The sequence below is a fragment of the Microvirga splendida genome, assembly GCF_016427565.1.
Lineage (GTDB): Bacteria > Pseudomonadota > Alphaproteobacteria > Rhizobiales > Beijerinckiaceae > Microvirga > Microvirga splendida.
Window position 1 is genome coordinate 1 of record NZ_JAELXT010000025.1, and the last position, 24,837, is coordinate 24,837.

Genomic DNA, 24,837 nt, shown 5'->3' on the forward strand with positions numbered 1-24,837 from the left:
TGGGCTGCTCCTGTGCCGCTGGCTGCTCGAAGCAGCCATGCTACCTCACCGCTGGGTGGGAGCCGTCCACAGCATCAGGAGCTGACCTTGCGAGCCAACCTGAGTGGCATCCCTGCTGTAGTAGATCTGCACGGAATTATTCGCCCTCTCCAAGTCACCATCCTCTGATCCAGAGCCATTAGAATACATCCCGGAGGGATTCGGCAGGGTCTACCTCATCCTTCCTGCGTCGCCCGCATCCGGTTGCTCACATCCGTGAACAGGGCCGGGGCCAGGTAGAACCTCGGCGCATCATGCTTCAGCAGTTCGCCGCCCGCTACCAGCTTGGCGCCCTCCTCCTGGCCGATGCGGATGTATTTCAGGCCTTGATCGAGCTGGCCTTGGTCCACCACCGGGCCGATGTGAGTGCCGCTCTTGAGGGCATCGTCCACCACCAGCCCCTGCATAGCGGCCACGAGGCGGTCGTGGAGGCTCTTCCGTTACGACAAGCCGTGGGTCTAGGAACATCCCCAGTTCCAGCAATACATCGGCATTGGGACAGTACAAGCCGCAGAGCAAACGGGCATACTCATGATCGAGATGCAGCCGGCAGGGGACGGTGGTCGGACGGCGTAGCAAGGTGATCGTGAAGATCTGCATCACCGCCGATTGGGCGCGTCCAACCCATGCCATATCGAGCGAGAGCATCTCCATGAGGCGCCGCAACTCCGTCGCAGCATCTGGGCCGTAAGCTGCCAAGCCGGATAGCGTACTTCCGCAATTCCGACATCACAGGCGAGTGCTTGCCGCTGCTCCATACCAAGGGCATTCAGTTCATGCGCCTGTGCCCACTTCGAACGTCATCGTCTGGCGTCTACCGCTAAACCCATGGTGACCTCCATGCTACTGGACCAACATGACGAATACCCCTGCGCATGATCTTGCTTCAGCGCAAGTTGGTGACACTCTCCTCTATGTCAGGCGGCCACCCGTGGGCAGGTGAACACGTTCCAGTAGGCGAGCGCGAAGCCCACGAAAGCACCAGCCCATGCTATCCCGGCCGCATGCAGGAGCGCATCGCTCCAGCTCGGATGGATGGCCGCGCAAATGCGAGCCAGAGCAGCCGCAACCGCCAGCCCGTAGAGAACCTGCACAGACGCATTTGCAGTGAGCGCCCTGCCTGTATGACCGAGACTTGCCCGGGACATGACCGCCAAGGTCATCACGCCCATCGCACCGCCCGTCCAGGCATGAATCCCTCCAGCGGCCGAGAGAAGGCCAAGAGAGGCAAGTCCGGTCAGCAAGAACCCCAGCGGTACGAACATGTAGGCGACGTGCAGGATCAGGACGAGCCGATCCCGCCAAGTGCGTTCGCCTGCCCAACGGGCCATTCGCATTACCTGGAGCAGTCCGGCGGCAATCAAGGCTACTCCAGTTAAGCCGTGGTCCGGTACAGCAACCCACGCAAGCAGGGCGACACCGGCGGTGACAATAGAAACGACATCGAAGCGTCCGAACGGTGCCGGCAGGCGGCCCGGGTTCTCCCGGGCGAGCCAGTTGCGCGTGAAGCTTGGGATGATGCGGCCGCCGATCAGCATGATCAGCATCATGATGGCTGCGATCCCGAGGCGGGTGCCGTAATCTGCAACCCCGAGAAGATGCGCCTCGACATGGAAGAGGATGTTGCCGGCAACGATGAACCCCAATGCGATCAGCACCTTGAGGTTGCGCCAGTTCCTTCCCTTCACGATCTCGCGGGCCATCGCCGCGCCGACAAGCAGCAGGAATGCGTTATCAATGAGCGCTGCGGCCTCCCAGCCGATCAAATCGGAAATGGTCACAGCCACACGCCCGGCCGCCCAGACGAGCACCAGGGCGAGCAGCGGCCGCCCCTGGAGCGGCATGCGTCCAGTCCAGTTCGGGACAGCCGTCAGAAGGAAGCCCGTGATAATGGCGGGCAGGTATCCATAGAGCATCTCGTGGATGTGCCAATCGCGTGGTGCGAAGGCAGTCGAGAACTCCAGTTCCCCGTAGAACGCTGGCACCCAGGCCAGAATCGCAAGGCCGGCATAGAGGGAGCCCAAGAGAAAGAACGGCCGAAAACCGTATGAGAGCAGCGCTGGACCGTTGTAGTCCCGCAGGCGTGGGATCGGAGCCATCATTGGCCTCCTTCGACTGGAATGAACACATCCTGCGTCGACACGGCGCCACCCGATGCGACGTCGGTTGCAGTGAAAGCAATAGGCTGCCTGTCGCCCGCAGGAGCCGTCACGAGCACACGTAATTCGCGCGTCGTGTCGGAGGCGACGCTTACCAGACCATCCTCGCCGACCACCTCGACGCTTGCGGATTGCAACCCGGTCACGACGAGGATGAACGACCGCTCCCTGTCCGCCTTGTTGTAGAGCCGGACTGCGTAGCCGTTCCGAGTCCGTCCGTCTGAGAGCCTCACGGCAACCGGATTGCGGTCGTGGATGACAGTGACCTTGGCATCGCTCCTCATCGACAGGCTGATGCCCATGACGCCGACGAGCGCCACCACAGATAGTCCGAGACCAATCGTCTTCGGCCTGATCACGCGATTGCGTGCAGGTTCCTTCTGGCGTTCCCGCTCGATGTTGGACCACGCCACGTAGTCGATGAGCCCACGCGGGCGGCCGAGCTTCTCCATGGTCGCGTCGCAAGCATCCACGCACAAGCCGCAGTTGATGCAGGCGAAATTGGGCCCCTCGCGGATGTCGATCCCGATCGGGCAGACGTTCACGCATTGCATGCAATCAACGCAATCTCCGGCAGGTTCGCCCTTCGCCCTCAGCTCCAATGCCTTCTTGGCGGAGGCACGGGGCTCACCTCGATGGTCGCGATAGTTGACGGTCAATGCCTCGGGATCCCAGATCGCGCCTTGGAGGCGTGGCCACGGACACATCCAAGTGCAGACCTGCTCGCGGGCGAAGCCGGCCAGGGTGTAGGTAGTGCAGGTCAGGATGCCCACCCACGCATAGGCGAGCATGGAGGCACGTCCAGTCGCGAGATCTACCAGAAGTGCCGGCGCGTCCGTGAAGTAGAGCACAAAGGCTCCCCCGGTGAGCATGGCAATGAGGAGCCAGATCGCGTGCTTGAGGCCGATCTCGAGGATGCGCCTCGGCGTGAGCGGCGCGCCATGCTTCTTCAGGCGTTCCCTGCGGTCACCCTCGACGAGGCGCTCGACGAGCAGGAACAGGTCGGTCCAGACGGTCTGCGGGCAGAAGTAGCCGCACCAGACACGGCCCGCAACGGCATTGAGCCAGATAAGGATCAGGGTCGCCAGGATCAGCAGGCCAGTGAGGTAGTAGACCTCCTGCGGCCAGATTTCGACGAAAAAGAAATAAAGACGCCCGCGCTCGAAATCGAGGAGCACGGCTTGGTCGGGCTGGCCGGGGCCGCGTGACCACCGGATGAACGGCAATACGTAGTAGATGGCCAGACAGCAGGCCAGCGCAATCCACTTTAGGCGGCGATAGCGGCCAGCGACGGATTGAGGGACGACCCGCTCCGCGATGACGCCGCGCTTCGGCTTGCGCAGATGGGCGCGCTCGGGCTTGAAGCTGATGTCAAGAGTGGCCATCGGATGTCCCGGGACATGGGCACCGCCGCAACAGGAGCATCGCGGCGGCGCAAAGCTGGAGGCCGGGTGTTACTTGGCGGCGGTCTTGGTCGCAGCAAGCTTGTCGAAGAGATTTGCGAAGACCTGCTTGGCCTTGCCGGGGTGCGTGGCTGCCTTGGCCTGGTCCGCGTTGGCCGCATCGCCGACCACGATCATCCCGACCATGCCCATGCCATAGTGCGGCTTGCACTTGTAGCCATACACACCGGGCTTATCGAAGGTGACCGAGACCTCCTCGTTCATCTTGCCGACGAAGGTCTTTCCGCCTTCAGGCACCATCGTGTCGATCGTTTCGACATTGTGCCCTTTGTCCGATGCCAAGAACTTGACCGTATCCCCAGGATTGATCTTTACGAACGCAGGCTCGAACACCATGACACCCTCGGTGCCCTTGTTGAGCATCTTCACCTCAATCTCGGCAGCTCCGGCGACACCTGCAAATCCGAGGACTGCCACGAGAGCTCCAAGTACGATAACCTTCCGCATGATACTTCTCCTGATGTGATATCCGGGAGCCTCACCGGCTCTTGAAGAGGAGTCATACGCCCGGTCGGACACGACTTGTTTGATCCAACACAAACTGGCGGGCGTTCTTCGTCCGAGCGTCAGGATCTGTGTTCGATTCTGCTGGATGGACAGGATTGCTTGAGGCATATCAATTCAATTCCACCGTCCTCCCTGTAGAGGTATCGTGCTCCGAAACCGCCGATGGCCGGAATGCCGTCGAGGGGATTCTTAGGCAAGAGATGGAACCCGCAGGATGCCGAACCTCGATAAGTCACTGGTGGCCGATCTCCCGATATTCGAGGGGATGAATCCGGATGATCTCAGCGACATTATCCGGGAAGCTCAATCCATCCGCTATCCGAAGGGTTCGAGCGTCTTCCAGCAGGACGAAGAAGCGAACTCGTTCTTCATCCTTCTCCACGGACACCTGCGGGTCATGAAGGTCACGCCGGATGGGCAGCAGGTCGTGGTCCGCTTCGTGGCACCAGGGGAGATCTTCGGGATTGCCATGGCCATGGGACGAAAGACCTACCCGGCAACCGCTCTCGCGGTGGTCGACAGCGTTGCTCTTGTTTGGTCTGCTGCGGCTTGGCCCCGCCTCGTCGCGAAGCACCCATCTCTCGCCGTGAACACGATCCAGACCGTCGGAAGCCGCCTTCAGGACGCACACACCCGTGTCGTCGAGATGTCGACCGAGCAGGTCGAGAGACGCGTTGCCCATGCTCTCCTGCGTCTTGCCCAACAGGCGGGTCGAAAGGGCGAGGACGGAATCAAGATCGACTTTCCGATCTCCCGACAGGACGTCGCTGAAATGACGGGGACAACCCTGCACACGGTCAGCCGCCTGCTGAGCGCGTGGGAGGACCAGGGACTGGTCGAGAGCGGACGCCAGAGGATCTCGATCCGAAACCCCCACAAGCTGTTCATGCTTGCCGAAGCTCCATCCCACTGACGTCCAGTTCAGACGGGCCAGCGGGCCGCAACGGCCTTCTCGCATTCTGTCAAGGGAGCGGCTTGCTCCCTGATAATGGCGTCCAGCTCCCTGAGGAACTGCGCCTGATCAACGCCATGTTCACGGCAGGCATCTGCAACGGTATGGAAGCAGGTGATCGGGCACCCCACGCAGTGCATCCGGTGGTTCAAGAAGGCCCGAATCGTCATGGGCCAGCGCCGCATTACATCGTCGACAAGTTGGCTTGATTCAACGGGCATCATGGTATCCACGCTGGTGGCTCGATTGAACATGTGCCCATCCTGTCGGTTTTCCGCGGCGCTTCTTTGCGCGGCATCAACTAGGTGAACAATACCGACATGTCGGCGATTTAATTTGAGATGGGGCAAAGAAGCTGCACCGGCGATACGCGATGGTCCCAGCCGTCGAGAACGTGCGGGGCTTTCCCTGTACTCATGCCGGGTCGCGGTGGTCCCGGAGCCTATCACGCACCGCGGCCGGCACCTGCCCTGCCGACTAATGGAGTGCTAACCCGATGTGCGACTGCAACGTCACCGAGACCGTCATCGATCTCCGCCATATCATGCCGCGGATGCGCCATGGCTTGATCTTCAGCACCTTCGATCAATTGGACGAGGGCGAAAGCTTCGTTCTCGTGAACGATCATGATCCGCGACCGCTCCTCTACCAGTTCGGCACCAACTATCCGGGTGCGTTCGATTGGGACTATATCATGAAAGGGCCTGATCTCTGGCGGATACGCATCAGCCGTGAGGCAGCCTGAGACATCCTGAATTGCAGCGACACGAGCGAGGGGACCTCCCCCCTCGCCGCCCAAACTTCAATTGTTCTTTTTTTTGTGCACTCACTACTGCGTCAGGAATAGGGTGAGCGCGATGGCCACTGACACGGTCACGGCAGCGATCGCCCCGCTCAGGCGCAAGACGCCCATCCTGTGAAGCATCACCGCGAAGATCACGATGAGCGGCGTCGCCATCACCAGTCCGACCTGTGCATCCGTCATGATCGAATTCTCCTGTCCATAAGCCTCACCTCTCTATTCTCTATGGACCGGAATGCAGATGGCTTGTTTGCGGCAGCGCAACGAGAATGCGTGACCTTGGCATAATGATCGTCTCGTTAAGTATGGAAAGGAAGCCACGTCCGCAGCGGAATCGTGCTGGTGGCGGCAGTCGCCAAGGGATGGTGGACGCTGATGGACTTTTTCAAGCTCCGCGATGCTCCGCCCGGCTGGCGGATCGCGCTGTCGTTGTGGCTCATCCTGATCGCCGTCTCGACTTGAATCGCCACGGCCGTCCCTCTGTTGCACGGCTGACGGAGGCACTCCCCTCAGGAGCTTGTGCCAGAGCAAAGAACGCTCCGTCCGGTCCGGTACGTTGCTGACTGTCCGCTCCGCGCGGCCTGCGACTTCACTGCGAGGCGTCAGCCATGTTCACCCTCAGCGATCAAACGGCCCGTTCCCGGAGCCCGCCACGGCACTTCCGATATCGCGGCTCGAACCGCATCTCCTCCCTCTCTGACCGATCAAGAAGGATCGCGTGATGGCTGAAGTCCTCACCAAATCGGCGGCAAGAAACGTGTTCTACGGAGGCTCGTTCTTCTTCTTCGCCATCTTTGTGGGCCTGACCGCCCACAGCCACTACTACATGAACACCACGTCGACGGACACGTCGACGCTCAATGACTCCGTCGCCCGCGGCAAGCACGTGTGGGAGAGGAACTCCTGCATCAACTGTCACTCCATCCTTGGCGAAGGAGCCTACTTTGCCCCTGAGCTCGGCAACGTCTGGGTTCGCTACGGCGGCAAGGAAGATCCGGCCGGAGCGCGGGAAACGCTCAAGGCCTGGATGGCCGCGCAACCGACGGGCATCGAGGGCAGACGGCAGATGCCGCAGTTCAACCTGACCGATCAGGAACTCAACGACCTTGCCGACTTCCTGGAATGGACCAGCCGCATCAAGACCCAAAGCTGGCCGCCGAACAACGCCGGCTGAGAGGGGAATGTCATCATGAAATACCAAACGCAAAAAGTGGCCCTGCTCTATTTCTATGGAGCACTGGCCCTGTTCATCGCCCAGGTTCTGTTCGGCGTTCTTGCCGGCACGATCTACGTCCTGCCCAACACCCTTTCCGAGCTTCTGCCCTTCAACGTGGTCAGGATGATCCACACGAACGCGCTGATCGTGTGGCTGCTGATCGGGTTCATGGGAGCAACCTACTACCTGGTCCCGGAGGAAACCGAAACGGAGCTCTTCAGCCCTTTCCTCGCCAAGCTCCAGTTCTGGATGTTCTTCATCGCGGCCGCAATTGCGGTGGTCGGATACATGTTCAAGATCCATGAGGGCCGCGAATTCTTGGAGCAGCCCTTCATCATCAAGGTTGGCATTGTCGTCGTCTGCCTGATGTTCCTGTTCAACATCACCATGACGGTGCTCAGGGGCCGCAAGACGGTTGTCACCAACATCCTGCTCTTCGGGCTGTGGGGCGTGGCGATCTTCTTCCTGTTCTCCTTCTACAACCCGTCGAACCTGGCTGTGGACAAGATGTACTGGTGGTACATCGTGCATCTCTGGGTCGAGGGAGTGTGGGAACTGATCATGGCATCCGTCCTCGCCTTCCTGATGATCAAGCTCAACGGCATTGACCGTGAAGTCGTGGAGAAGTGGCTCTATGTCATCGTCGGCATGGCGCTGTTCTCCGGCATCCTCGGCACGGGCCATCACTTCTACTGGATCGGTGCGCCCGGCTACTGGCAGTGGATCGGCTCCCTCTTCTCCACCCTCGAAGTCGCTCCATTCTTCACCATGGTGATCTTCACCGTCCAGATGACCTGGAAGGCCGGCCGCAAGCATCCGAACCGCGCGGCTCTGCTGTGGTCCATCGGCTGCTCCGTGATGGCCTTTTTCGGCGCGGGCGTCTGGGGCTTCCTGCACACTCTGTCGTCGGTGAACTACTACACCCACGGCACGCAGGTGACCGCCGCTCATGGGCACCTCGCCTTCTTCGGTGCCTATGTGATGCTCAACCTCGCCATGATGGCCTATGCCATGCCGCAGATCCTCGGCCGTGCCCCGTACAACCAGATGCTCAGCATCGTCAGTTTCTGGATCATGTGCACGGCCATGTCCGTCATGACCTTCGCGCTCACCTTCGCGGGCGTCATCCAGGTCCATCTGCAGCGCGTGCTCGGGGAGTCGTACATGGACGTTCAGGATCAGCTTGCACTGTTCTACTGGGTCCGCCTCGGTTCGGGCGTGTTCGTGCTGATCTCCGCGATCATGTTCGTCTACGCGGTCTTCGTTCCCGGACGCGAGAAGTCCCTGCGCCTCACGCAAGGTCTCCAACCAGCAGAGTGATCCATTCCGGGGGCGGCCCCGTTGGGTCGCCCCAATCTTCCAATGACTCCACTTCGAAAGATTGAACCAATGAAACCTCTTCTCCAAGCAGTTCCCGATCCCACTGTCGAAATTCCATACTACGTTCCGGCCGGGAACGAGTGTGCCCTTTTTGAGCTGGCTTGGCGCAAGCGACTGCCGCTGCTCCTGAAAGGCCCGACCGGCTGCGGCAAGACCAGATTCGTGGCTCATATGGCCTCAAGGCTCGGCCTGCCGCTTCATACCGTCTCCTGTCATGACGATCTCACCGCTGCCGACCTTACCGGCCGCTACCTCCTGAAGGGCGGCGATACGGTGTGGGCGGATGGTCCCCTCACCCGTGCCGTCCGTGAGGGCGGCATCTGCTATCTCGACGAGATCGTAGAGGCCCGTAAGGACGTGACCGTCGTGCTGCACCCTCTCACCGACGACCGGCGCATCCTGCCGCTCGACCGCACTGGCGAGGAGTTGCAGGCGCCCGACAGCTTCATGCTCGTCGTCTCCTATAATCCCGGCTACCAGACCCTTCTCAAATCCCTGAAGCCGTCGACACGCCAACGTTTCGTGGCGATCGAGTTCGACTTCCTGCCCATCGAGCATGAGATCGCCGTGGTCACGGCGGAAAGCGGGCTACCTGCGGACCGCGTTCGTCCGCTTCTCCTGCTGGCTCGTCGCCTCCGGGCGCTCAAAGGCCAGGATCTGGAGGAAGGCGTTTCCACCAGGCTGCTGGTTTACTGTGCCGCACTGATCGTTGCCGGAGTATCGCCAGAAGAGGCCATCACCGCAACGATGATTGAACCGCTGACCGACGATCTAGACGTCAAGCAGGCCCTCATCGAGGTTGCCCGCGCGACGCTTGCCTGAACCGGAGACCCGCCATGCTCGACTTCCTCGAACTCGAAGAGACCGTCGGCCAGCTATGGCATCGGCTCGTCGGACGCGCGGTGACCTACCCGCACCACCCCGAGCATGGCGTTTCGCTCGACGATGTCCGCAACTCGCTTGCCGTCTTCTTTCGCGGCCTCGGCGGTGAGGTTGGGGTGCAGTTGGCCGGCACGGCGGCACGTGCCTCATCCCACCGTCTGAATCTGCGTCAGCGGATCGGTCTCGCCGAGGAGCGACTGGAGCAGCCGGGGCGCGACACCGCCACCCTGTTCCTGCCGCCTCGGATCGATCTCTTCCCATCGAGCGTGCTCAATCGCTCCCTGTACTTATGGCTAGTGGCCTATCTCGCCCATGTCTCGCTAGAGCCAATCGCAGAGCAGGACCCTCTGCGCCGGGACCTTCTGGTCCTCAGGCGTGTGCAGGAGACCGTCAATGCCGTTCTGACGACGTGCCCCGGGCTAGTCGCCCCCTACAGAGAGCTTTGCACCGCAATGCGCGACGTGCGGCCGCAACGCCCGCTGCCCACGATCGAAAGCAAGGTTGAAAGCGTCGTTCTATCGCTTCTCGGAGATGTCACGGCGGTGCCACCTCCCCTTTGGAACTCGGCTGCAGGCGACGCGGCTCTGCCCCGGCGAGCCCCGGCAGGCTACCAGCCTTTCCTGCCCATCCCGCTCTGGGGCGACACCTGGACCCGGGAGACAGGAGCGCCGAACCGTAACAGCGACGAGCCGGCAGGGCCCAGCGACCTCGCCGCATCTGACACGCGCAAGCGCTTCGCCGGGCGGCGTGAGGCGGATCAGGCCCAACGCAGCGATCCGTTCATCCTGAACCGCTTCGAGAAGATCCTGGCGATGGCGGAGATGGTCAACGTCAACCGACCCTCCGACGACGAGGAGGACGAGAACGCCGAGAAGGCCCTGGACGAGATGGAGGAGATCCCTCTCTCCAAGCACAAGGGAAAGCCAGCCACAAAGCTCAAGTTCGACCTCGACCTTCCACCGGAGGCGGTGGATACGACCGCGCTCACCGCCGACCTGACCTATCCGGAGTGGGACTACACCCGAAAGGCCTATCTCCCGAACCACTGCCGGGTGCTAGCCGCACGTGCCTCGGAACAGGGAGAGACCTGGGAGCGTGACGATGAGGCTCGTCGGATGATCCGGCGCGTCCGCCGCCAGTTCGAAGCCTTGCGGCCCAAACATGAGATCCTGCGGGCACAGCCGGATGGTGAGGAACTCGACATTGACGCCTTGGTGCGTGCGCGCAGTGATCTGCTCGCCGGCGGCTCAGGCTCTGATCGCGTTCACCTCGCCAGCAAGCGTCAGGCCCACGATCTTGCTGTGACTCTGCTGGTCGACGTCTCGCTTTCGACAGATGCATGGATCGACAACCGGCGGGTTCTCGACGTGGAGAAGGAGGCTCTTCTGGTGCTGGCGCACGGACTGGCGGCCTGCGGCGATTCCCATTCCATTCTAACCTTCACGTCGCGGCGCCGCTCCTGGGTGCGTGTGGAGACCGTAAAGGAGTTCGAAGAACCAATGGGTGAGACGGTGGTTCGGCGCATATCGGCGCTGAAACCCGGCTACTACACCCGCATCGGTACAGGGGTCCGCTATGCCGTAGCGAAACTCTGCGAGCGTCCGAACCGCCAGAAGCTTCTTCTGGTGCTCACTGACGGCAAACCCAATGACATCGACTACTACGAGGGCCGCTACGGCATTGAGGATACCCGGCGCGCCGTGATGGAGGCGCGCCGTGCAGGCGTCACGGTTTTCGGTGTAACGGTCGACCGTGAGGCGCAGTCCTATTTCCCCACTATCTTTGGCTGCGGTGGATACGCCATAGTCGGACAGGTCGCGAAGCTGCCCACCGCCCTCCCTGCGATCTACCGCCAGCTCGTTCGTTGATGATCAGTCTCCGAAAATATTCAAGGCAAGCTCAGGAGATATGAGCTTGCCTTTATGCGCTTTGCTGGGCCTAGACCTCTCGCCACCTACGTACTTCTCCGTATCAGTACTCTTGTTTGCGCCGCAGCAAATAAGCCAAGCGGGATCCGCCGTACAACATCTTCATCCGATGACGGACCACAACGATCCGCCAGGCGGTCCCAAACAGGAGATGACGATGAAGACCATGACACTCTCGGGACGCCGGCCGCTGCTCGCGACCGCTGCCGTTCTTGCGCTTGGCGCAGCGGCCCTGCTGTCTCAGCCCCTGCCTGCCAATGCCGGTGACAAGCTCGCTGCAGCCACCCCGCATGTCCATACGAAGACGGATGCGACCGCAGGCCCTGTAAACATCGTGCGTCTGCCTACCGACCTTCCTGGCCCCATCGGAAAGCGTGGCCCACAGCGGGTCAAGGTCGATCTGGAAACCACAGAGGTGACAGGTCAGCTGGCTGATGGCACGACCTATCATTACTGGACCTTCAACAACAAAGTTCCAGGCCCCTTCGTCCGCGTCCGCGTCGGCGACACGGTTGAAGTCACGATGAAGAATGCCGAAGACAGCCTGATGATGCACAACGTTGACTTCCATGCGGTCACCGGCCCGGGTGGTGGCGCGAAGGCTACTGAGGCGGCTCCCGGTGAGACACGCGGCTTCGAGTTCAAGGCCTTGAACCCTGGCCTCTATGTGTACCACTGCGCCACTCCCACGGTCGCTCAGCACATTGCCAACGGCATGTATGGCATGATCCTGGTGGAGCCGGAGGAAGGGCTGCCGAAGGTCGATCACGAGTTCTACGTCATGCAGGGCGAGATCTACACCGAGCAGGCCTATGGCACCCCCGGCCATGTGGAGGAAAGCATCGATAAGCTCCTCAGCGAGCGCCCTGAGTACTTCATCTTCAACGGCAGCACCGATGCTCTGAAGAAGAACCCGCTCAAGGCCAAAGTTGGCGAGACCGTCCGAATCTACTTCGGCGTGGGCGGCCCGAACTACACCTCGTCCTTCCACGTGATCGGCGAGATCTTCGACAAGGCCTATCCCATGGCATCGCTCAGCTCGCCGATGAAGGACGTCCAGACGATCACCACTCCTCCCGGTGGTGCCAGCGTGGTGGACTTCAAGGTCGAGGTGCCCGGCAACTACATCCTGGTCGATCATGCCCTGAGCCGCGTTGAGCGCGGACTGGCCGGCATCCTCCAGGTCGAGGGCCCGCAGAACGAGGCGATCTTCAAGGACTACAACCCGCAGAAGTCGGCTCAGTCGACGAGTGGCCACTAAAACAGATAACAATAGCGGCCACATCCCTGGCCCGGGCGCAAGCCCGGGCCACAGCTTTATCGGCATTAGACGGAAAAGCCATCCCGGAAGGGATGGAACATCAATTCGTCCCCCTCGGCCACGGGTGCATGAAGCGGTTCGATGCGCACGAGCCCATCTGCGGCGGCAAGCGGTTTGAGCCGAGCCGACCCACCGCGACCAAGGATCTCGACCGCTGTTCCACGATCGGTTTGAACAACGCGGGCGGGTGCGAACTCGGTCCGTCCAAGTCGCCGATTGAAGGCATGCATCAGCGGAAGCCGCATGCCCGAGAGAGGACGTGCCTGCCGCCCGTCCAAAATGGCCAATACGGCACTTCCGAGGAGCAGCCACGAGACAAGAGCAGCCACCGGGTTTCCAGGCAGGCCAAGATAGGTCGTCCGTTCAATAGCCCCGACCACACCAGGCTTGCCCGGCTTGAGGGCAATCCTGAGGGTTTCACCTCTGCCCCCAGCCGCTAGGAGCGCAGTCATCGAATGATCCTCGTCACCAACCGAGACGCCGCCGGTCGTGACGATGAGGTCGCAGCGGCGGGCAAGGTCCGACAGGGCTCCGGCAATCAGTTGCGGATCATCTCGTACGATTCCTCCATCCAGGACATCGGCCCCTGACTGACGCGCAAGAGCGATAATCATCGGGCGGTTGGAGTCGAAGAACGAGGCTTCGGTCAGCCGCTCCCCTTGGGAGCGAAGCTCGTTGCCGGTCGAGAGGATCCCGATCCGCACCCTGCGGCGAACGCAAGTCCGCTCGTAGCCTTGCGCGGCGAGCAGCGCGACATGACGTGCATCGATGCGCTCGCCCGGCTGAAGCAGCACCTCACCGGCTTGCACATCCTCACCGCACCGGCGGATGTTGTCCCCGGATCTGACCATCCGGGTCAGGACAATCCTGCCGCTGCCGCTGACGACATTCTCCTGCATCACCACGGCATCGGCACCTTGTGGGATCCTCGCGCCCGTCAGAATGCGCAAGGCATTTCCCTGTGGCAGGGGCTGTTCCTCGTCGCCGGCGGCCATGCGCCCGGCAATGGCCAGGGTGGCGCCTGACGGCAACCCGTCACCTGCCGTCAGGGCGTACCCGTCCATAGCTGATTGATGGAATGGCGGCAGCGGCAGGACCGACTTCACCGGCAGCGCCAACGTCCGGCCGAGGGCATGGCTGAGGGAAACCTCTTCATGCTCCTGAATGGCGGAGGCATATGCCGCCGCTCGGGAGCAGGCCTGCTCGATCGAGATCAGACCATCGGGGGAGTCGCAGGAAAGGGCTCTGAGGGATTCAGTCACCATCCCGCTCAAGGCGCGACTGCCTCGTACATTCTCTGGGCTCCCTCACGCTGCCTCTGCAATTCGGGAAGCACCTGGTCGGCGAATGACCTGATCTCCTGGTGCGGGCTCTGGCTCGCGGCTCGGTAAATCGTCAGCTCCTGCTCGAGGGCTTGCACCTGGATTTCTGCGTAGCGTCGGCTCAGGGCGAGGTAGTCGAGCGGCTCCAGGTTCTCGATGATGACCTGATGCTCGAACTCCTTCACGGGAGGGAGCAGCATGCCGCGCTCCTTCGCGAAGGTCTCGATCCGCTGAAGAAGACCCTGGCGGAACTCGGTTGCCGCTGCTGCGTAGCTCTTGACCTCGGGTCTCGTCTCGCGACTGGCGGCCAGCTTGCCGGCCTGTCCCTGGAGGGTGGCCGAGCTGTAGGCGAGCCGCAGGAATTCTTCCGGTCCGATCGGGCGTGTTTCGGTTGGGCTGCCTCGGTCGCCCTGCACTTGTGCCAAACTGGATGTGGCTATTCCCGTGAGCAACGCCCCGAGAGCAAATGTCGCTATGAGAATTCTCCGAGTGCTCATGAGATTACTGCCATCCAGGGACGCCGGACATGTCCGGCAGGCGATGCGCAATGCCCTTGTGGCAGTCGATGCAGGTTCTCTCGCCGGAGAACAGGAAACGCTCGTGCGCCGACGCCGCGCGTGGGTTCTGCTTCGTGAGATCCATCGACTCATCACTGTGGCAATTGCGGCATTCCAAGGAGTCGTTCGCTTTCATGCGCTCCCATTCACGCTCGGCCAGATGCTTTCGCATGGACAGGAACTTCTCACGCGTGTCGATGGAGCCAAAGATGTGACCCCAAACTTCTTTGGATGCCTGCATCTTACGGGCGATCTTGTTCGTCCATTCGTGAGGAACGTGGCAATCGGGGCATGTAGCCCGTACTCCGGAACGGTTGGTGAAGTGAATGGTGCCCTTCAGTTCCTCGAAGACGTTTGCCTGCATCTCATGACAGCCTACGCAGAACTTCTCCGTGTTCGTGTACTCGAGTGCGGTGTTGAAGCCGCCCCAGAATATGACACCGGCGACAAATCCGCCAAGAGTGAGAAAGCCGAGGCTCAGGTAGGCCGGCGGACTCAGCGCCGTCTTAACCCAGCGGTTTCCCCGGAACCGGCCCCAGGTTCGCGTGATCCAAGCCGACATCAGTGCCTCCCCCGCGCGGGCTGCCGCTCCGGCTCGGTGATGGCATCCATGTCCCTGAAAACGTTATCGACAAGAGGCTTTGCGTTCGTCTGGGGCACGTGACAGGCGACGCAGACATAGCGCCGTGGCGCCAATCCTCCCAGGGTGTTGCCGGCCCGGTCCTGGTAGTGCGTCACGCTGATCATCGGAGCCTGACTCTGCTCTGTGAACTTACGCGCATGGCACGACATGCACTTGTTCGCGTTCAAGTCGACGGCGTAGCCCTCGATAGAATGCGGAATGACAGGGGGCTGGTCGGGATAATTGCGGCCCACGCGCATGTCATCGGTTACCTGCCGCTGCATCGGCGGGGCAGGCGTTTCCTTCGTGAACGGCTCCGGTCCTCGCAGGCGCGGGGCGTCCTGCGCAAGGATCGCACCTGCCGCCAAGAGCGGGCCGGCGCCGACCAGCACTGCAAATATCCCCCGCCTCATTGCTGACCTCCCACATCGGCGCTCGCGACCGCCAACACCTTGACGGCGCACTTCTTGAAATCGGTCTGCTTCGAGATCGGGTCCGTCGCGTCCAGCGTGACCTTGTTGATGAGCTGGCTGGCGTCGAAGAACGGGACGAAGATCAGTCCCGGCGGCACGCGGTTGCGCCCACGTGTCTCGATGCGGCTGCGGATTTCACCACGCCGTGAGACGACCTTGACCTCCTGCCCTCGCCTGAGACCGCGCTTGGCAGCATCGTCCGGATGCATGAACACGACGGCACCCGAGAAGGCCTTGTAGAGTTCGGGAACGCGCAAGGTCATGGAGCCTGAGTGCCAATGCTCGAGGACCCGCCCGGTCACGAGCCACATATCGTACTCGGGATCAGGAGATTCGGCCGGAGGTTCGTAGGGCGCCGCGACAAGGTTCGCCTTCTTGTCTGGATTGCCGTAGAATTGAACGCCTGTACCCTTCTCGACATAAGGATCGAAGCCCTCTCGGTAGCGCCAGCGCGTCTCCTTTCCGTCGACGACCGGCCAACGGAGCCCGCGCACCTCGTGGTAGACGTCGAACGGAGCGAGATCGTGCCCATGGCCACGTCCGAAAGCGGCGTACTCCTCGAACAAACCCTTCTGAACGTAGAAGCCGAAATGCCTTGCCTCCCGGTTCTCGTAATCGGGGTCAATCTCCGCAAGAGGGAACTGGTTGACCTGTCCGTTAGCGAAGAGAACGTCGAAAAGGGTCTTGCCGCGGTACTCGGGAGCCTTGGCGAGAAGATCGGCTGGCCACACCTCATCCGTGGTAAAGCGCTTGGAGAACTCCATCAGTTGCCAGAGGTCTGAGCGAGCATCGCCCGGTGCATTCACCAGTTGGTGCCAGAAGTGCGTGCGCCGCTCGGCATTGCCATAGGCGCCTTCCTTTTCTACCCACATGGCAGCCGGAAGAATGAGGTCCGCGGCCATTGCTGTGACGGTGGGGTAGGCATCGGTAACAACGATGAAATTGGCCGGGTTCCGGTATCCCGGATAGGTTTCATGCTCTGTGTTCGGCGCCGTCTGGAGATTGTTGTTGCACATGATCCAGTAGGCGTTGAGCTTTCCGTCATTCAGCATGCGGTCCTGCTGTACGGCGTGATAGCCCGGCTTTGCCGGCAGAAGTCCTTCCGGGAGCTTCCAAATCTTCTCCGCGTATTTCCGGTGCTCCGGATTCGCCACCTGCATGTCCGCGGGAAGCCGATGAGAGAACGTCCCGACCTCTCGGGCCGTTCCGCAGGCGGAAGGTTGGCCGGTTAGGGAAAATGGACCATTGCCTGGCTCCGAGATCTTTCCCGTCATCAGATGCAGGTTGTAGATCATATTATTGGCCCACACGCCTCGGACGTGCTGGTTGAAGCCCATGGTCCACAGCGACATGACTTTGATCTTCGGGTCGGCATAGAGCTTGGCGAGGGCTTCCAGCTGTTCCTTAGAAACGCCGGACAGCTCCGACACCCGCTCGGCCGTGTACTCGCTCATGAGTTTCGCATAGGCCTCGAAGGTCGAAGGATGAGAGACCTGCGGATTCTGTGCATTCTGCGCCCGCTGCTCCAGCGTATGATCGGGCCGCAGGCCGTAGCCAATATCGGTGTTGGCCATACGAATGTTGACGTGCTTGTCTATGAACTCCCGGTTTACGGCCCCCGTCTGAATGAGATAGTTCGCGATATAGTTCATGATCGCGAGATCGGTCCCCGGCTTGAAGATAGAGACCATGTCGGACAGATCCGTAGTTCTGTGCTCATAGGTCGACAAGGTTGCGATCCGCACATGCGGATGGCTGAGACGCCGATCCGTCACGCGCGTCCACAGGATTGGATGCATCTCAGCCATGTTCGAGCCCCACAGCACAAAGGCGTCGGCGTGCTCGAAATCGTCGTAGCAGCCCATCGGCTCGTCCATGCCGAAGGTGCGGATGAATGCAACGGCGGCAGATGCCATGCAGTGGCGCGCATTCGGGTCGAGATTGTTGGAGCGCCACCCTGCACGCATAAGCTTGGATGCCGCGTAGCCTTCCCAGATGGTCCACTGGCCAGAGCCGAACATGCCCACAGCTTCGGGGCCTTTCTCCTTCAGCACCCGCTTCCACTGTTTGGCCATCTCGTCGAAGGCCCGGTCCCACGAAACCGGCTGGAACTCGCCATCCTTGGCGAATTCGCCGTTCTTCATCCGCAGAAGGGGCTGTGTAAGCCGATCGCCTCCATACATGATCTTGGACAGGAAGTAGCCCTTCACGCAGTTGAGGCCGCGGTTGACCTCCGCCTGCATATCGCCATGCGTGGCAACGACGCGCCCATCCTTCACGCCGACCATCACGCCACATCCGGTGCCGCAGAAGCGGCACGGCGCCTTGGACCACTGAAGCCGGATGTCCTCGCCCGTCGCAATGTTTTGAGCCTCGGCAGGAAGGGAGACGCCTGCTGCCGCGGCCGCGGCGGCCGCGGCCTGGGTTTTCAGGAGGGTACGGCGTGTGACGTCCATGGGTCTACTCCCGCTCTTGGACTGGCTCGAAGTGGTGGAAGACGAGGGTTGCGGCGAGGACGCCATCGAGAAGCTGGATAGTGTTGATGCGCTCAACGACCTGACCCTCAGTGTCGGTCTCGAGGGTGACGATCAGCTTGCCAGTATCGGCGCCGCCGTGAACCTCCGCACCCTCGAGCGAGCGTATGCCTTCGATGATCGCCTGGACCCGATCGGAACGGCTGTGAACGACCAGACTGGAGATGTGGCACTCGCCGCTCATGAGCCCCCCTCGATAGTGGATAGTTCGATGGCATTGGCAGGACAGGCCTGACAGCAGTCTCCGCAACCGGTGCATCCATCAGTCATGATCCTGGGACGAGCGCCGCCGATGACGAGTTCGAAACGCACGGCACCGGACGGGCATGCGTCGCGGCAGCTCATGCATGCTATTCCCTGAAAGGCGAAACAGGATTGCCCGATTACGGCCACGGGCGGGGACTCGGCTGACTCCGGCGGTTGGACGAACCTGCCGAGCAAGAAGCTGCGCCGCATGAGGTCAGGAGGGGTTTCGGCCATCGTCGGGCTCCCGTCAGACCGGACCGGGCGGTCCCGTGAACAGGTAGTACATCCAGACGATGAACCCCCATCCCGCGACGACGCCAACGGCGATGAAGGGCCAGATCAGGACGGCAAGAATGAGAAATGTGAGCGCCTCACGCCTCTTATTGCCCGCTTCCAATGGTTCTGATTTCATTCTTGGCGACTTCTCAGAAGGAAACCTGGATGATTTCTAAACTGTAAGAATACAGCGAAGTTCCCCTCCGGGATTTGATCCATGTCAAAGCCCATCCTCTTCCGGCAGGATCCAGCCGGAACCCGAGATGCGGGAAAATCCGGGCTGCGATTGCCGCCAAGATAACTTTGATGCACCGGATTTGGCATCCGCCAACACAAGCGTGCATCAATGCTCCTGAGGCGATTTGACATACAAAAGCCTGGCTACGGCCTTGATGTCCGCGACCACCAAGCGCAGCGGCGTCCGATCTGTCGTTGCGCCTCCCAGGCCCGAGCGCCCGGCTCACCATGTGCAGGGTGCAGCCGATCAGGTCGGTGAGACCCTAGCGGCTCATCGGAAACGGGACATCGACGGCTTCATCAGTCCTGCGCCCGAAAGTCTCGACGAGCCTCAGGATCGCGCGTGCGCGGCTCGACGAGCTCGCTCGACAGATCCCGCGAGCAATCCTCCATCTCACGCAGCCGCCTGGGTCCTCCTCGTCGAAGGGTACAACGAGATGGCGGTGGCCCAGGACTTCGCGACCCTGACACGGCAGAGCGGAGCCGGCCCGGCGATTGCGGGCGATCTCTACCTGCTCGGCCACGTCGGACAGCGGGAGGAGGCGGGCCCCACATGAAACGGGTCGCTGACCCGTCACCATGGTGCCGGGACACGCCGTGTGGCTTCCTCTGGGATAGCTCCGCGATAAACAATCTCTGGTGGTTGGCCCGTTGAAGCTACCCTACCCTAATCTGGATCAGGTCCCTTTACAGTCTCGCATCGTCTTCTGCCATGACGTTCGCGCCCTCAAAGATCGAACCCTCTTAGCTTCGTACGTTGGCGGAAAGAACACCGCCTTTATCAGATGACGTCCCAGCACGGCATGCAGCGCCATATATTTGTCCGCTAAGGGTCAGAGGGTGGCAAAGAGCAGCAGCACCAAAGGTCCGCTCTGCACTTCATTGCGGATGTAAATAAGCCCGGTGGAACTCCGCCTTGGCTGGTTAATCATCTGCCCTGCAGCCAGTCGGCTACGAATCATTCTCTGCCTGTAGACAGAGAATTATTTGCTGAATTATATAAATTACGTCGATAACTTAGCAGTCCATAAGTTTATCAACCGTACTGAAGTTTGTATCTCGCCCGTTCCGCCGATCGCTAAGTATCTGATAAAAAATAGACTTTCTTAGCTTCTGACACTCTTCACAAGTGCCGGTATTTATTAAGGCATTGCGATATACCTATTCTCTGTGCCGCCGATATAAAATGGTCGTAGAGGCAATTTCGCCTCCGATTTTGAGCCTCTTCTCCGCCCCAAAAGCACCCAGTCCGGTTGAGGGACTAGCGGCTCCTTCTGCACAGAATCTGCAGAACAATCCTTAAATCCTGCACGATGCTTGTGATCGCTGTGCAAAGTGGTCTGCCAGCTTTACCGCCATGAACTCACCCATCCAATCACCTCCCGGTTTGCCCACGCGCCTTCTTAACGATGGCTGGTGGCTCTCTCAAGAGGATAACAAACGACAGCCGTCATCCTTCTCTTTCCTGAAAGGCAGAAGGACCGGACTGAAGGAAACAGGAACCCGGATGGGATCGCAGTTCACTCCTCGCAAGAACAGGCTGATCTCCCATGACCGCTGTCTTTAGACCTCTGGCCATCCTGGCCCATTCCACATTCGGTACAAAGCTGGCTCTCGCCTTCACGATCACCGCATTCGGCGACTGGCTTTTCTACGATCACGACGTCGGCGTATCGCTGGCCATGTTCCTGGTCGTCCTTGCCGGGGGTGCATGCCTCATGAGCCCAGTTCGTAAACGTCGAACTCTGCTGGCAGCTGCCACCCTCCTGACCTTTGCGCTGCTGCCGCTCCTCGAAGACACGGGAACGATCTCCATCCTCTTCGGGATCTTGGGAACGGCTCTGGCCGCTATTGTCATGACGGGCGGAGCTTCCAGGGGATGGAACACTCTGGCAGCGTCGACCCAAAGGTTGCTCCTCACTGGTGCGTTCCAAATCATCCCCGATTTTGTCGAGGCAAGGCAGGAGGCCCAGCGCGAAGGACGACAATGGATGCGGCTGGATGCAATGGTGAGTTGGATCGTTCCTGTCCTATGCTGCGCCGTTTTCATTGCCCTGTTCGCTTCGGCCAACCCGCTGATCGAGCAATGGCTGGCCATCTTCGATGTGTCTCGGCAGAGTTGGGAATTCGATGTCGTACGGTTGGCCGCCTGGATTATTCTTCTTGCTGTCGCCTGGCCTTTCCTGTCCGTGCGTCTGTGCGAGAAGCCGCTGATCAAGCGAGGCCTGCTGAAGGTCGACGCTCCCAGTATCAAAGGCAGCAACCTCCTTTTCGGGCCGGCAGCCATTTTGCGGTCGCTGGTTATCTTCAATGTGCTCTTCGCCGTGCAATCCGGCCTCGACGCTGTGTACCTGTGGAGCGGAGCAGCACTGCCTGAAGGCATGACCTATGCCACATACGCCCATCGTGGGGCCTATCCCCTGATCATCACCGCGCTCCTGGCCGCCGGCTTCGTGCTGGCCGCCATGCGCCCCGGTGGATCGGGCGAGCAGTCGCCCATCATTCGGCAGCTGGTTTATCTCTGGGTTGCGCAGAACGTCCTGCTTGTGACCTCCTCCATCCTGCGCCTCGAATTGTATGTGGCCACCTACTCTTTGACCCTGCTCCGCATGGCGGCTTTCATTTGGATGCTGCTCGTGGCCGTAGGTCTCATCCTCATCATGGCCCGCATCGCCCTGCGGCGATCCAATGGCTGGCTCGTGGGCGCCAATGTGCTTTCCCTCGCTCTCACTCTCTATGTCTGCAGCTTCGTGAACTTCGCGGCCGTGATCGCAAATCACAATCTGTCCTACAGACGCGAGACGATGCCAGGCGCCACATCGATAGACGCTTACTACATCCGAACACTCGGCCCGCACGTCATCCCCGCGGTCGACCGCTACATCGCCCGCAAGCACCTCACAGCGTCGGACCACCTCGTTCAATGGCGCAACCGCATCGCCGTCGCTCATGGCGAGCAGATGAATGATTGGCGCGCCTGGACGTTCCGTGACCTGCGCCTGCAACACTATCTCGCCGGACGAATGGATGGTAAAGCAGCAACCTCTACGACGTTCGAACAGACCATCATCCCATAGGAGACAGGAGTGGCGCACCGGATCCTTGTCGTCGATGACGACCCGCACATCCGCGAGGTGATCTGCTTTGCTCTCGAAAAGGGCGGCATGGCAACCTCGATTGCCCGAGATGGCAGGGAAGCGGTCAACCGCTTTCGGGAGAGCAATCCCGACCTGATCGTCCTCGATATCGGCATGCCCGAGATGGACGGGCTGGAGGTCTGCCGCCAAATCCGGAAGACCTCCAATGTCCCGATCCTGTTTCTCTCCGCCCGCGATGAAGAGATTGACCGCATTCTCGGCCTGGAGATCGGGGGCGACGATTACGTTACAAAGCCTTTCAGCCCCAGGGAGCTCGTGACCCGCGTCAACGTCATCCTCAGGCGCAGGGTCGCGAGGGAAGCGCCGGCACCTGAAACCAAGCTCCTGGCTCAGGGAGTCTTATCGATGGACGCTCTTCGCCATGCCGTTACTTTCAACGGCTCCCCCGTTACGCTTACTGCAATCGAGTTCACGATCCTGAAGAGCTTCCTCACCCGGCCTGGAATCGTGCTGACCCGTGAGCAGATCATGAATGCTGCCTACGACACTCAGATTTATGTATCCAACCGGACAATCGACAGTCACATTCGCAATATCCGAGTGAAGTTCGCGGCAGCAGGGTGCGCGAGCATCATCGATACCGTTCACGGAGTCGGCTTCAGGTTGGGCCCATGCGAGGCTGCCATATGACGGACAAGGTCGTAGCCAAGTGGCGACCAACCCTCGGGATGATCGTGTTTGCCGTCCTTGTGACGGTGCTGGCGCTTCCCCTTGTCAGCCTGTTCTTCTTTCGGCTTTATGAGAACGAGCTCGTCCGTCAAACCGAAGCCGAGCTGATTGCCCAAAGTGCCGCGCTCGCCGCGATCTTCGCTCAGGAGGTTGAAAAGACACCTGACGCAAACCTGTTGCTTGGTGCATCCGCTCCCCCGGTGCGCTCAGAGCACAATGGATTCAACCGTTTCCTGCAGCCATCTCTCGATCTGACCAGCGATAATGTACTGGATCCAAGGCCGGATGCCGTTCCGGCGCTCAGACCGCCGGTGGCTCCTATAATGACGATCGGTGAACGCCTGCAGGGCATCGTGCAGCAGACGCAATCCATAACCTTGGCAGGCTTCCGTCTACTCGACCCACAAGGTGTGATCATTGCGGGCCGTGAAGAAGTAGGTTTGTCCCTAGGCCACGTCGAGGAGGTAAAGGAAGCTCTTCAGGGACGTTACAAGGCGGTTCTGCGCACACGCATCTCCAACGAGCCGCCTCCACCGCTTTACTCATTAAGCCGAGGCACGAGCGTGCGGATCTTCGCCGCCATGCCTGTTATCGTGCAGGATCGCGTGGCAGGCGTGATCTATGCGTCACGCACGCCGAACAACATCATCAAGCATATATACGATCAGCAACGGAAGCTGATCCTCGCAGGACTGTCGGTTCTGGGAGCAACATTGATCATCGGCCTGATTTTCTCCCGAGCCATCACAAGGCCACTCCATGCCTTGGTCGCACGGACGATTGAAGTGGGCCATGGCAGGCGTGAAGCATTGCAGCCGCTCGCTCATCATGGAACCCGGGAGATCGCGCTTTTGTCCCAGAGCTTCATCGACATGGCCCGGCGCCTTTATGATCGCTCGGATTATATCGCGACGTTTGCAGCTCATGTGACGCACGAACTCAAGACCCCCCTGACTTCGATCCAGGGTGCGGCGGAACTTCTGCGGGATGACGCAGCTGCTGTGGCAAGCTCAATGACGCCTTCTGAGCGAATCCGTTTCCTCGACAACATCATTGCCGATACCTCTCGCCTGACCCTTATGCTTCACCGTCTCCGTGAACTAGCCCGTGCCGAAACTCCGAGCATCGGTGGGCAATCAGATCTCACGTCAGTTATCCCTGAACTTAAGAGGCAGTCTCCTAATTTAAATATTGAGGTTGGTGGATATATTGACTACTGCGTTCCAATATCTGCCGAGAACCTACTCATCATTTTCTCCCATCTTGTGGATAATTCCATTTGCCATCATGCAGGCACAATCAAGATATCTGCATTCGCAGATAACGATGAGGTTGCGATTACTGTAAGTGACGATGGCGATGGAATATCTACAGCCAATCGGGCAATGATTTTTGAGGCATTTTTTACGACGCGCCGTGAATCAGGAGGAACAGGGATGGGGCTTGGCATTGTCCAAGCCATGTTAGAGGCACACCACGGCGCAATCAGGCTCTTGCCTTCCGAAAAAGGAGCTACATTTGAAATCCGGCTGCCGGAAGCATAAGCCTGCGGATGTCTCCCGAGTACAAATTCATTCACTGCTTCCCGGACCAGTATCCAGTTTCTCAAACTATAGTCGAGATAGTGCGCTATAGACTATCCATCCCGCCCATACTGACGGGCGCTTTCAACTTTTTTGACCCGCCTGACTGCTGCCGAGCTCCTCGTGCAGGAGGTTGGCATTGACGATCCGGCCTACATTGACCTTGAGGCGATCGCATACTAACGCAACGCAACCGTGAAGATCCGCCGGCTCGACAGCTGCGGGGCGCAGATCTTAGGTTTCCGGGATCGGGCTGTCATCTCGGCCGATGATCGCTTGGGGCTGCGCCGGCACGGTTCTCGCTGGCCCATGAACTGGGGTATTGGCAGCACCATCGGGGGCGCAGCTTTCTCTGCCGTCCGGAGGGTATCGGCCAGAAACGAGAGCGGAATGCGCTCGATCCCGGGTGGGTCGCCGACCAGTACGCTGCTAACCTTTTAATGCCTCATTACCTGTTCTGGCCTCGCGTCCGGTAGCTGAAGCGCATCAGCTTCGAGACAGCAGAGACCTT

General features: G+C 60.3%; 24 protein-coding genes and 1 pseudogene. 11 read left to right on the plus strand and 14 right to left on the minus strand.

Annotation, left to right across the window (positions count from 1 at the left end):
* Positions 1-221: 221 nt before the first annotated feature.
* The 4 genes and pseudogenes from JAO75_RS18615 to JAO75_RS18630 form a co-directional block, all read right to left on the minus strand.
* Positions 222-470: pseudogene (locus JAO75_RS18615) on the minus strand (aldehyde dehydrogenase family protein); the annotation flags it as partial.
* A gap of 486 nt (positions 471-956) precedes the next feature.
* Entirely contained in the window at positions 957-2,138 is a 1,182-nt protein-coding gene (locus JAO75_RS18620) for an NnrS family protein (RefSeq protein WP_199050643.1), read from the minus strand.
* Complete coding sequence (gene ccoG, locus JAO75_RS18625) at positions 2,138-3,583, minus strand: cytochrome c oxidase accessory protein CcoG (RefSeq protein WP_199050644.1); 1,446 nt, start codon at positions 3,581-3,583, stop codon at positions 2,138-2,140. The genes JAO75_RS18620 and ccoG overlap by 1 nt, the downstream gene beginning before the upstream one ends.
* A 69-nt stretch (positions 3,584-3,652) precedes the next feature.
* Positions 3,653-4,108, minus strand: a complete 456-nt coding sequence (locus tag JAO75_RS18630; protein ID WP_199050645.1) for a pseudoazurin — start codon at positions 4,106-4,108, stop codon at positions 3,653-3,655.
* 274 nt (positions 4,109-4,382) lie between these two features.
* On the opposite strand from JAO75_RS18630, the gene JAO75_RS18635 reads away from it, so the two are divergent.
* Complete coding sequence (locus tag JAO75_RS18635; protein ID WP_199050646.1) at positions 4,383-5,081, plus strand: Crp/Fnr family transcriptional regulator; 699 nt, start codon at positions 4,383-4,385, stop codon at positions 5,079-5,081.
* A gap of 8 nt (positions 5,082-5,089) precedes the next feature.
* On the opposite strand, the gene JAO75_RS18640 is transcribed toward JAO75_RS18635, so the two are convergent.
* A complete protein-coding gene (locus JAO75_RS18640) occupies positions 5,090-5,341 on the minus strand; it encodes a DUF1858 domain-containing protein (RefSeq protein WP_199050695.1) in 252 nt (83 codons plus the stop codon).
* Positions 5,342-5,616: 275 nt separating this feature from the next.
* On the opposite strand from JAO75_RS18640, the gene JAO75_RS18645 reads away from it, so the two are divergent.
* Positions 5,617-5,865 (plus strand): DUF2249 domain-containing protein, encoded by a 249-nt coding sequence (locus tag JAO75_RS18645; protein WP_199050647.1) that lies wholly within the window; start codon positions 5,617-5,619, stop codon positions 5,863-5,865.
* Between the two features lie 84 nt (positions 5,866-5,949).
* Here JAO75_RS18645 and JAO75_RS18650 read toward each other — a convergent pair whose 3' ends face one another.
* Positions 5,950-6,105, minus strand: a complete 156-nt coding sequence (locus tag JAO75_RS18650) for a hypothetical protein (RefSeq protein ID WP_199050648.1) — start codon at positions 6,103-6,105, stop codon at positions 5,950-5,952.
* A gap of 538 nt (positions 6,106-6,643) precedes the next feature.
* Here JAO75_RS18650 and JAO75_RS18655 point away from each other — a divergent pair.
* The 5 genes from JAO75_RS18655 (at position 6,644) to nirK (ending at position 12,589) form a co-directional block, all read left to right on the plus strand.
* Positions 6,644-7,096 (plus strand): c-type cytochrome, encoded by a 453-nt coding sequence (locus JAO75_RS18655; RefSeq protein WP_199050649.1) that lies wholly within the window; start codon positions 6,644-6,646, stop codon positions 7,094-7,096.
* 15 nt (positions 7,097-7,111) lie between these two features.
* On the plus strand, positions 7,112-8,458 hold the full coding sequence (locus JAO75_RS18660) for a cbb3-type cytochrome c oxidase subunit I (RefSeq protein ID WP_199050650.1): 1,347 nt from the start codon (positions 7,112-7,114) through the stop codon (positions 8,456-8,458).
* A 69-nt stretch (positions 8,459-8,527) separates the two neighbouring features.
* The gene (locus tag JAO75_RS18665) at positions 8,528-9,340 is read left to right on the plus strand and encodes a CbbQ/NirQ/NorQ/GpvN family protein (protein ID WP_199050651.1); all 813 of its coding nucleotides are present in this window, start codon (positions 8,528-8,530) and stop codon (positions 9,338-9,340) included.
* Between the two features lie 14 nt (positions 9,341-9,354).
* The gene (locus tag JAO75_RS18670) at positions 9,355-11,268 is read left to right on the plus strand and encodes a nitric oxide reductase activation protein NorD (RefSeq protein ID WP_199050652.1); all 1,914 of its coding nucleotides are present in this window, start codon (positions 9,355-9,357) and stop codon (positions 11,266-11,268) included.
* Positions 11,269-11,485: 217 nt separating this feature from the next.
* On the plus strand, positions 11,486-12,589 hold the full coding sequence (gene nirK, locus JAO75_RS18675) for a copper-containing nitrite reductase (protein WP_246742597.1): 1,104 nt from the start codon (positions 11,486-11,488) through the stop codon (positions 12,587-12,589).
* A 65-nt stretch (positions 12,590-12,654) separates the two neighbouring features.
* Here the strand turns inward: nirK and JAO75_RS18680 are convergent, their stop codons facing one another.
* The 8 genes from JAO75_RS18680 to JAO75_RS18715 are packed head-to-tail and all read right to left on the minus strand — an operon-like array spanning position 12,655 to position 18,815.
* Positions 12,655-13,914 carry a molybdopterin molybdotransferase MoeA gene (locus tag JAO75_RS18680; RefSeq protein ID WP_199050654.1) on the minus strand — a complete coding sequence of 420 codons (1,260 nt, stop codon included), beginning with the start codon at positions 13,912-13,914 and terminating at the stop codon, positions 12,655-12,657.
* Between the two features lie 5 nt (positions 13,915-13,919).
* A complete protein-coding gene (locus tag JAO75_RS18685; RefSeq protein WP_199050655.1) occupies positions 13,920-14,468 on the minus strand; it encodes a DUF4142 domain-containing protein in 549 nt (182 codons plus the stop codon).
* A 4-nt stretch (positions 14,469-14,472) separates the two neighbouring features.
* A complete protein-coding gene (locus tag JAO75_RS18690) occupies positions 14,473-15,090 on the minus strand; it encodes a NapC/NirT family cytochrome c (RefSeq protein WP_199050656.1) in 618 nt (205 codons plus the stop codon).
* A complete protein-coding gene (locus tag JAO75_RS18695; protein WP_199050657.1) occupies positions 15,090-15,563 on the minus strand; it encodes a nitrate reductase cytochrome c-type subunit in 474 nt (157 codons plus the stop codon). The genes JAO75_RS18690 and JAO75_RS18695 overlap by 1 nt, the downstream gene beginning before the upstream one ends.
* The gene (gene napA, locus JAO75_RS18700) at positions 15,560-18,079 is read right to left on the minus strand and encodes a periplasmic nitrate reductase subunit alpha (RefSeq protein ID WP_199050658.1); all 2,520 of its coding nucleotides are present in this window, start codon (positions 18,077-18,079) and stop codon (positions 15,560-15,562) included. Before napA ends, JAO75_RS18695 begins: the two co-directional genes overlap by 4 nt.
* A 4-nt stretch (positions 18,080-18,083) precedes the next feature.
* A complete protein-coding gene (locus JAO75_RS18705) occupies positions 18,084-18,341 on the minus strand; it encodes a chaperone NapD (RefSeq protein WP_199050659.1) in 258 nt (85 codons plus the stop codon).
* Positions 18,338-18,637 carry a 4Fe-4S dicluster domain-containing protein gene (locus JAO75_RS25395; protein ID WP_199050660.1) on the minus strand — a complete coding sequence of 100 codons (300 nt, stop codon included), beginning with the start codon at positions 18,635-18,637 and terminating at the stop codon, positions 18,338-18,340. Before JAO75_RS25395 ends, JAO75_RS18705 begins: the two co-directional genes overlap by 4 nt.
* A 13-nt stretch (positions 18,638-18,650) precedes the next feature.
* The gene (locus JAO75_RS18715; protein ID WP_036350881.1) at positions 18,651-18,815 is read right to left on the minus strand and encodes a periplasmic nitrate reductase, NapE protein; all 165 of its coding nucleotides are present in this window, start codon (positions 18,813-18,815) and stop codon (positions 18,651-18,653) included.
* Positions 18,816-19,071: 256 nt separating this feature from the next.
* Here JAO75_RS18715 and JAO75_RS18720 point away from each other — a divergent pair, with 256 nt between their 5' ends.
* From JAO75_RS18720 to JAO75_RS18735, 4 genes are all read left to right on the plus strand, one after another.
* Complete coding sequence (locus JAO75_RS18720; protein ID WP_199050661.1) at positions 19,072-19,473, plus strand: hypothetical protein; 402 nt, start codon at positions 19,072-19,074, stop codon at positions 19,471-19,473.
* A gap of 993 nt (positions 19,474-20,466) precedes the next feature.
* Positions 20,467-21,993, plus strand: a complete 1,527-nt coding sequence (locus tag JAO75_RS18725; protein ID WP_199050662.1) for a DUF4153 domain-containing protein — start codon at positions 20,467-20,469, stop codon at positions 21,991-21,993.
* A gap of 9 nt (positions 21,994-22,002) precedes the next feature.
* Complete coding sequence (locus JAO75_RS18730; protein WP_199050663.1) at positions 22,003-22,704, plus strand: response regulator; 702 nt, start codon at positions 22,003-22,005, stop codon at positions 22,702-22,704.
* Positions 22,701-24,287, plus strand: coding sequence for an ATP-binding protein (locus JAO75_RS18735; protein ID WP_199050664.1), 1,587 nt, complete (start codon positions 22,701-22,703; stop codon positions 24,285-24,287). Before JAO75_RS18730 ends, JAO75_RS18735 begins: the two co-directional genes overlap by 4 nt.
* Positions 24,288-24,837: the final 550 nt, after the last annotated feature.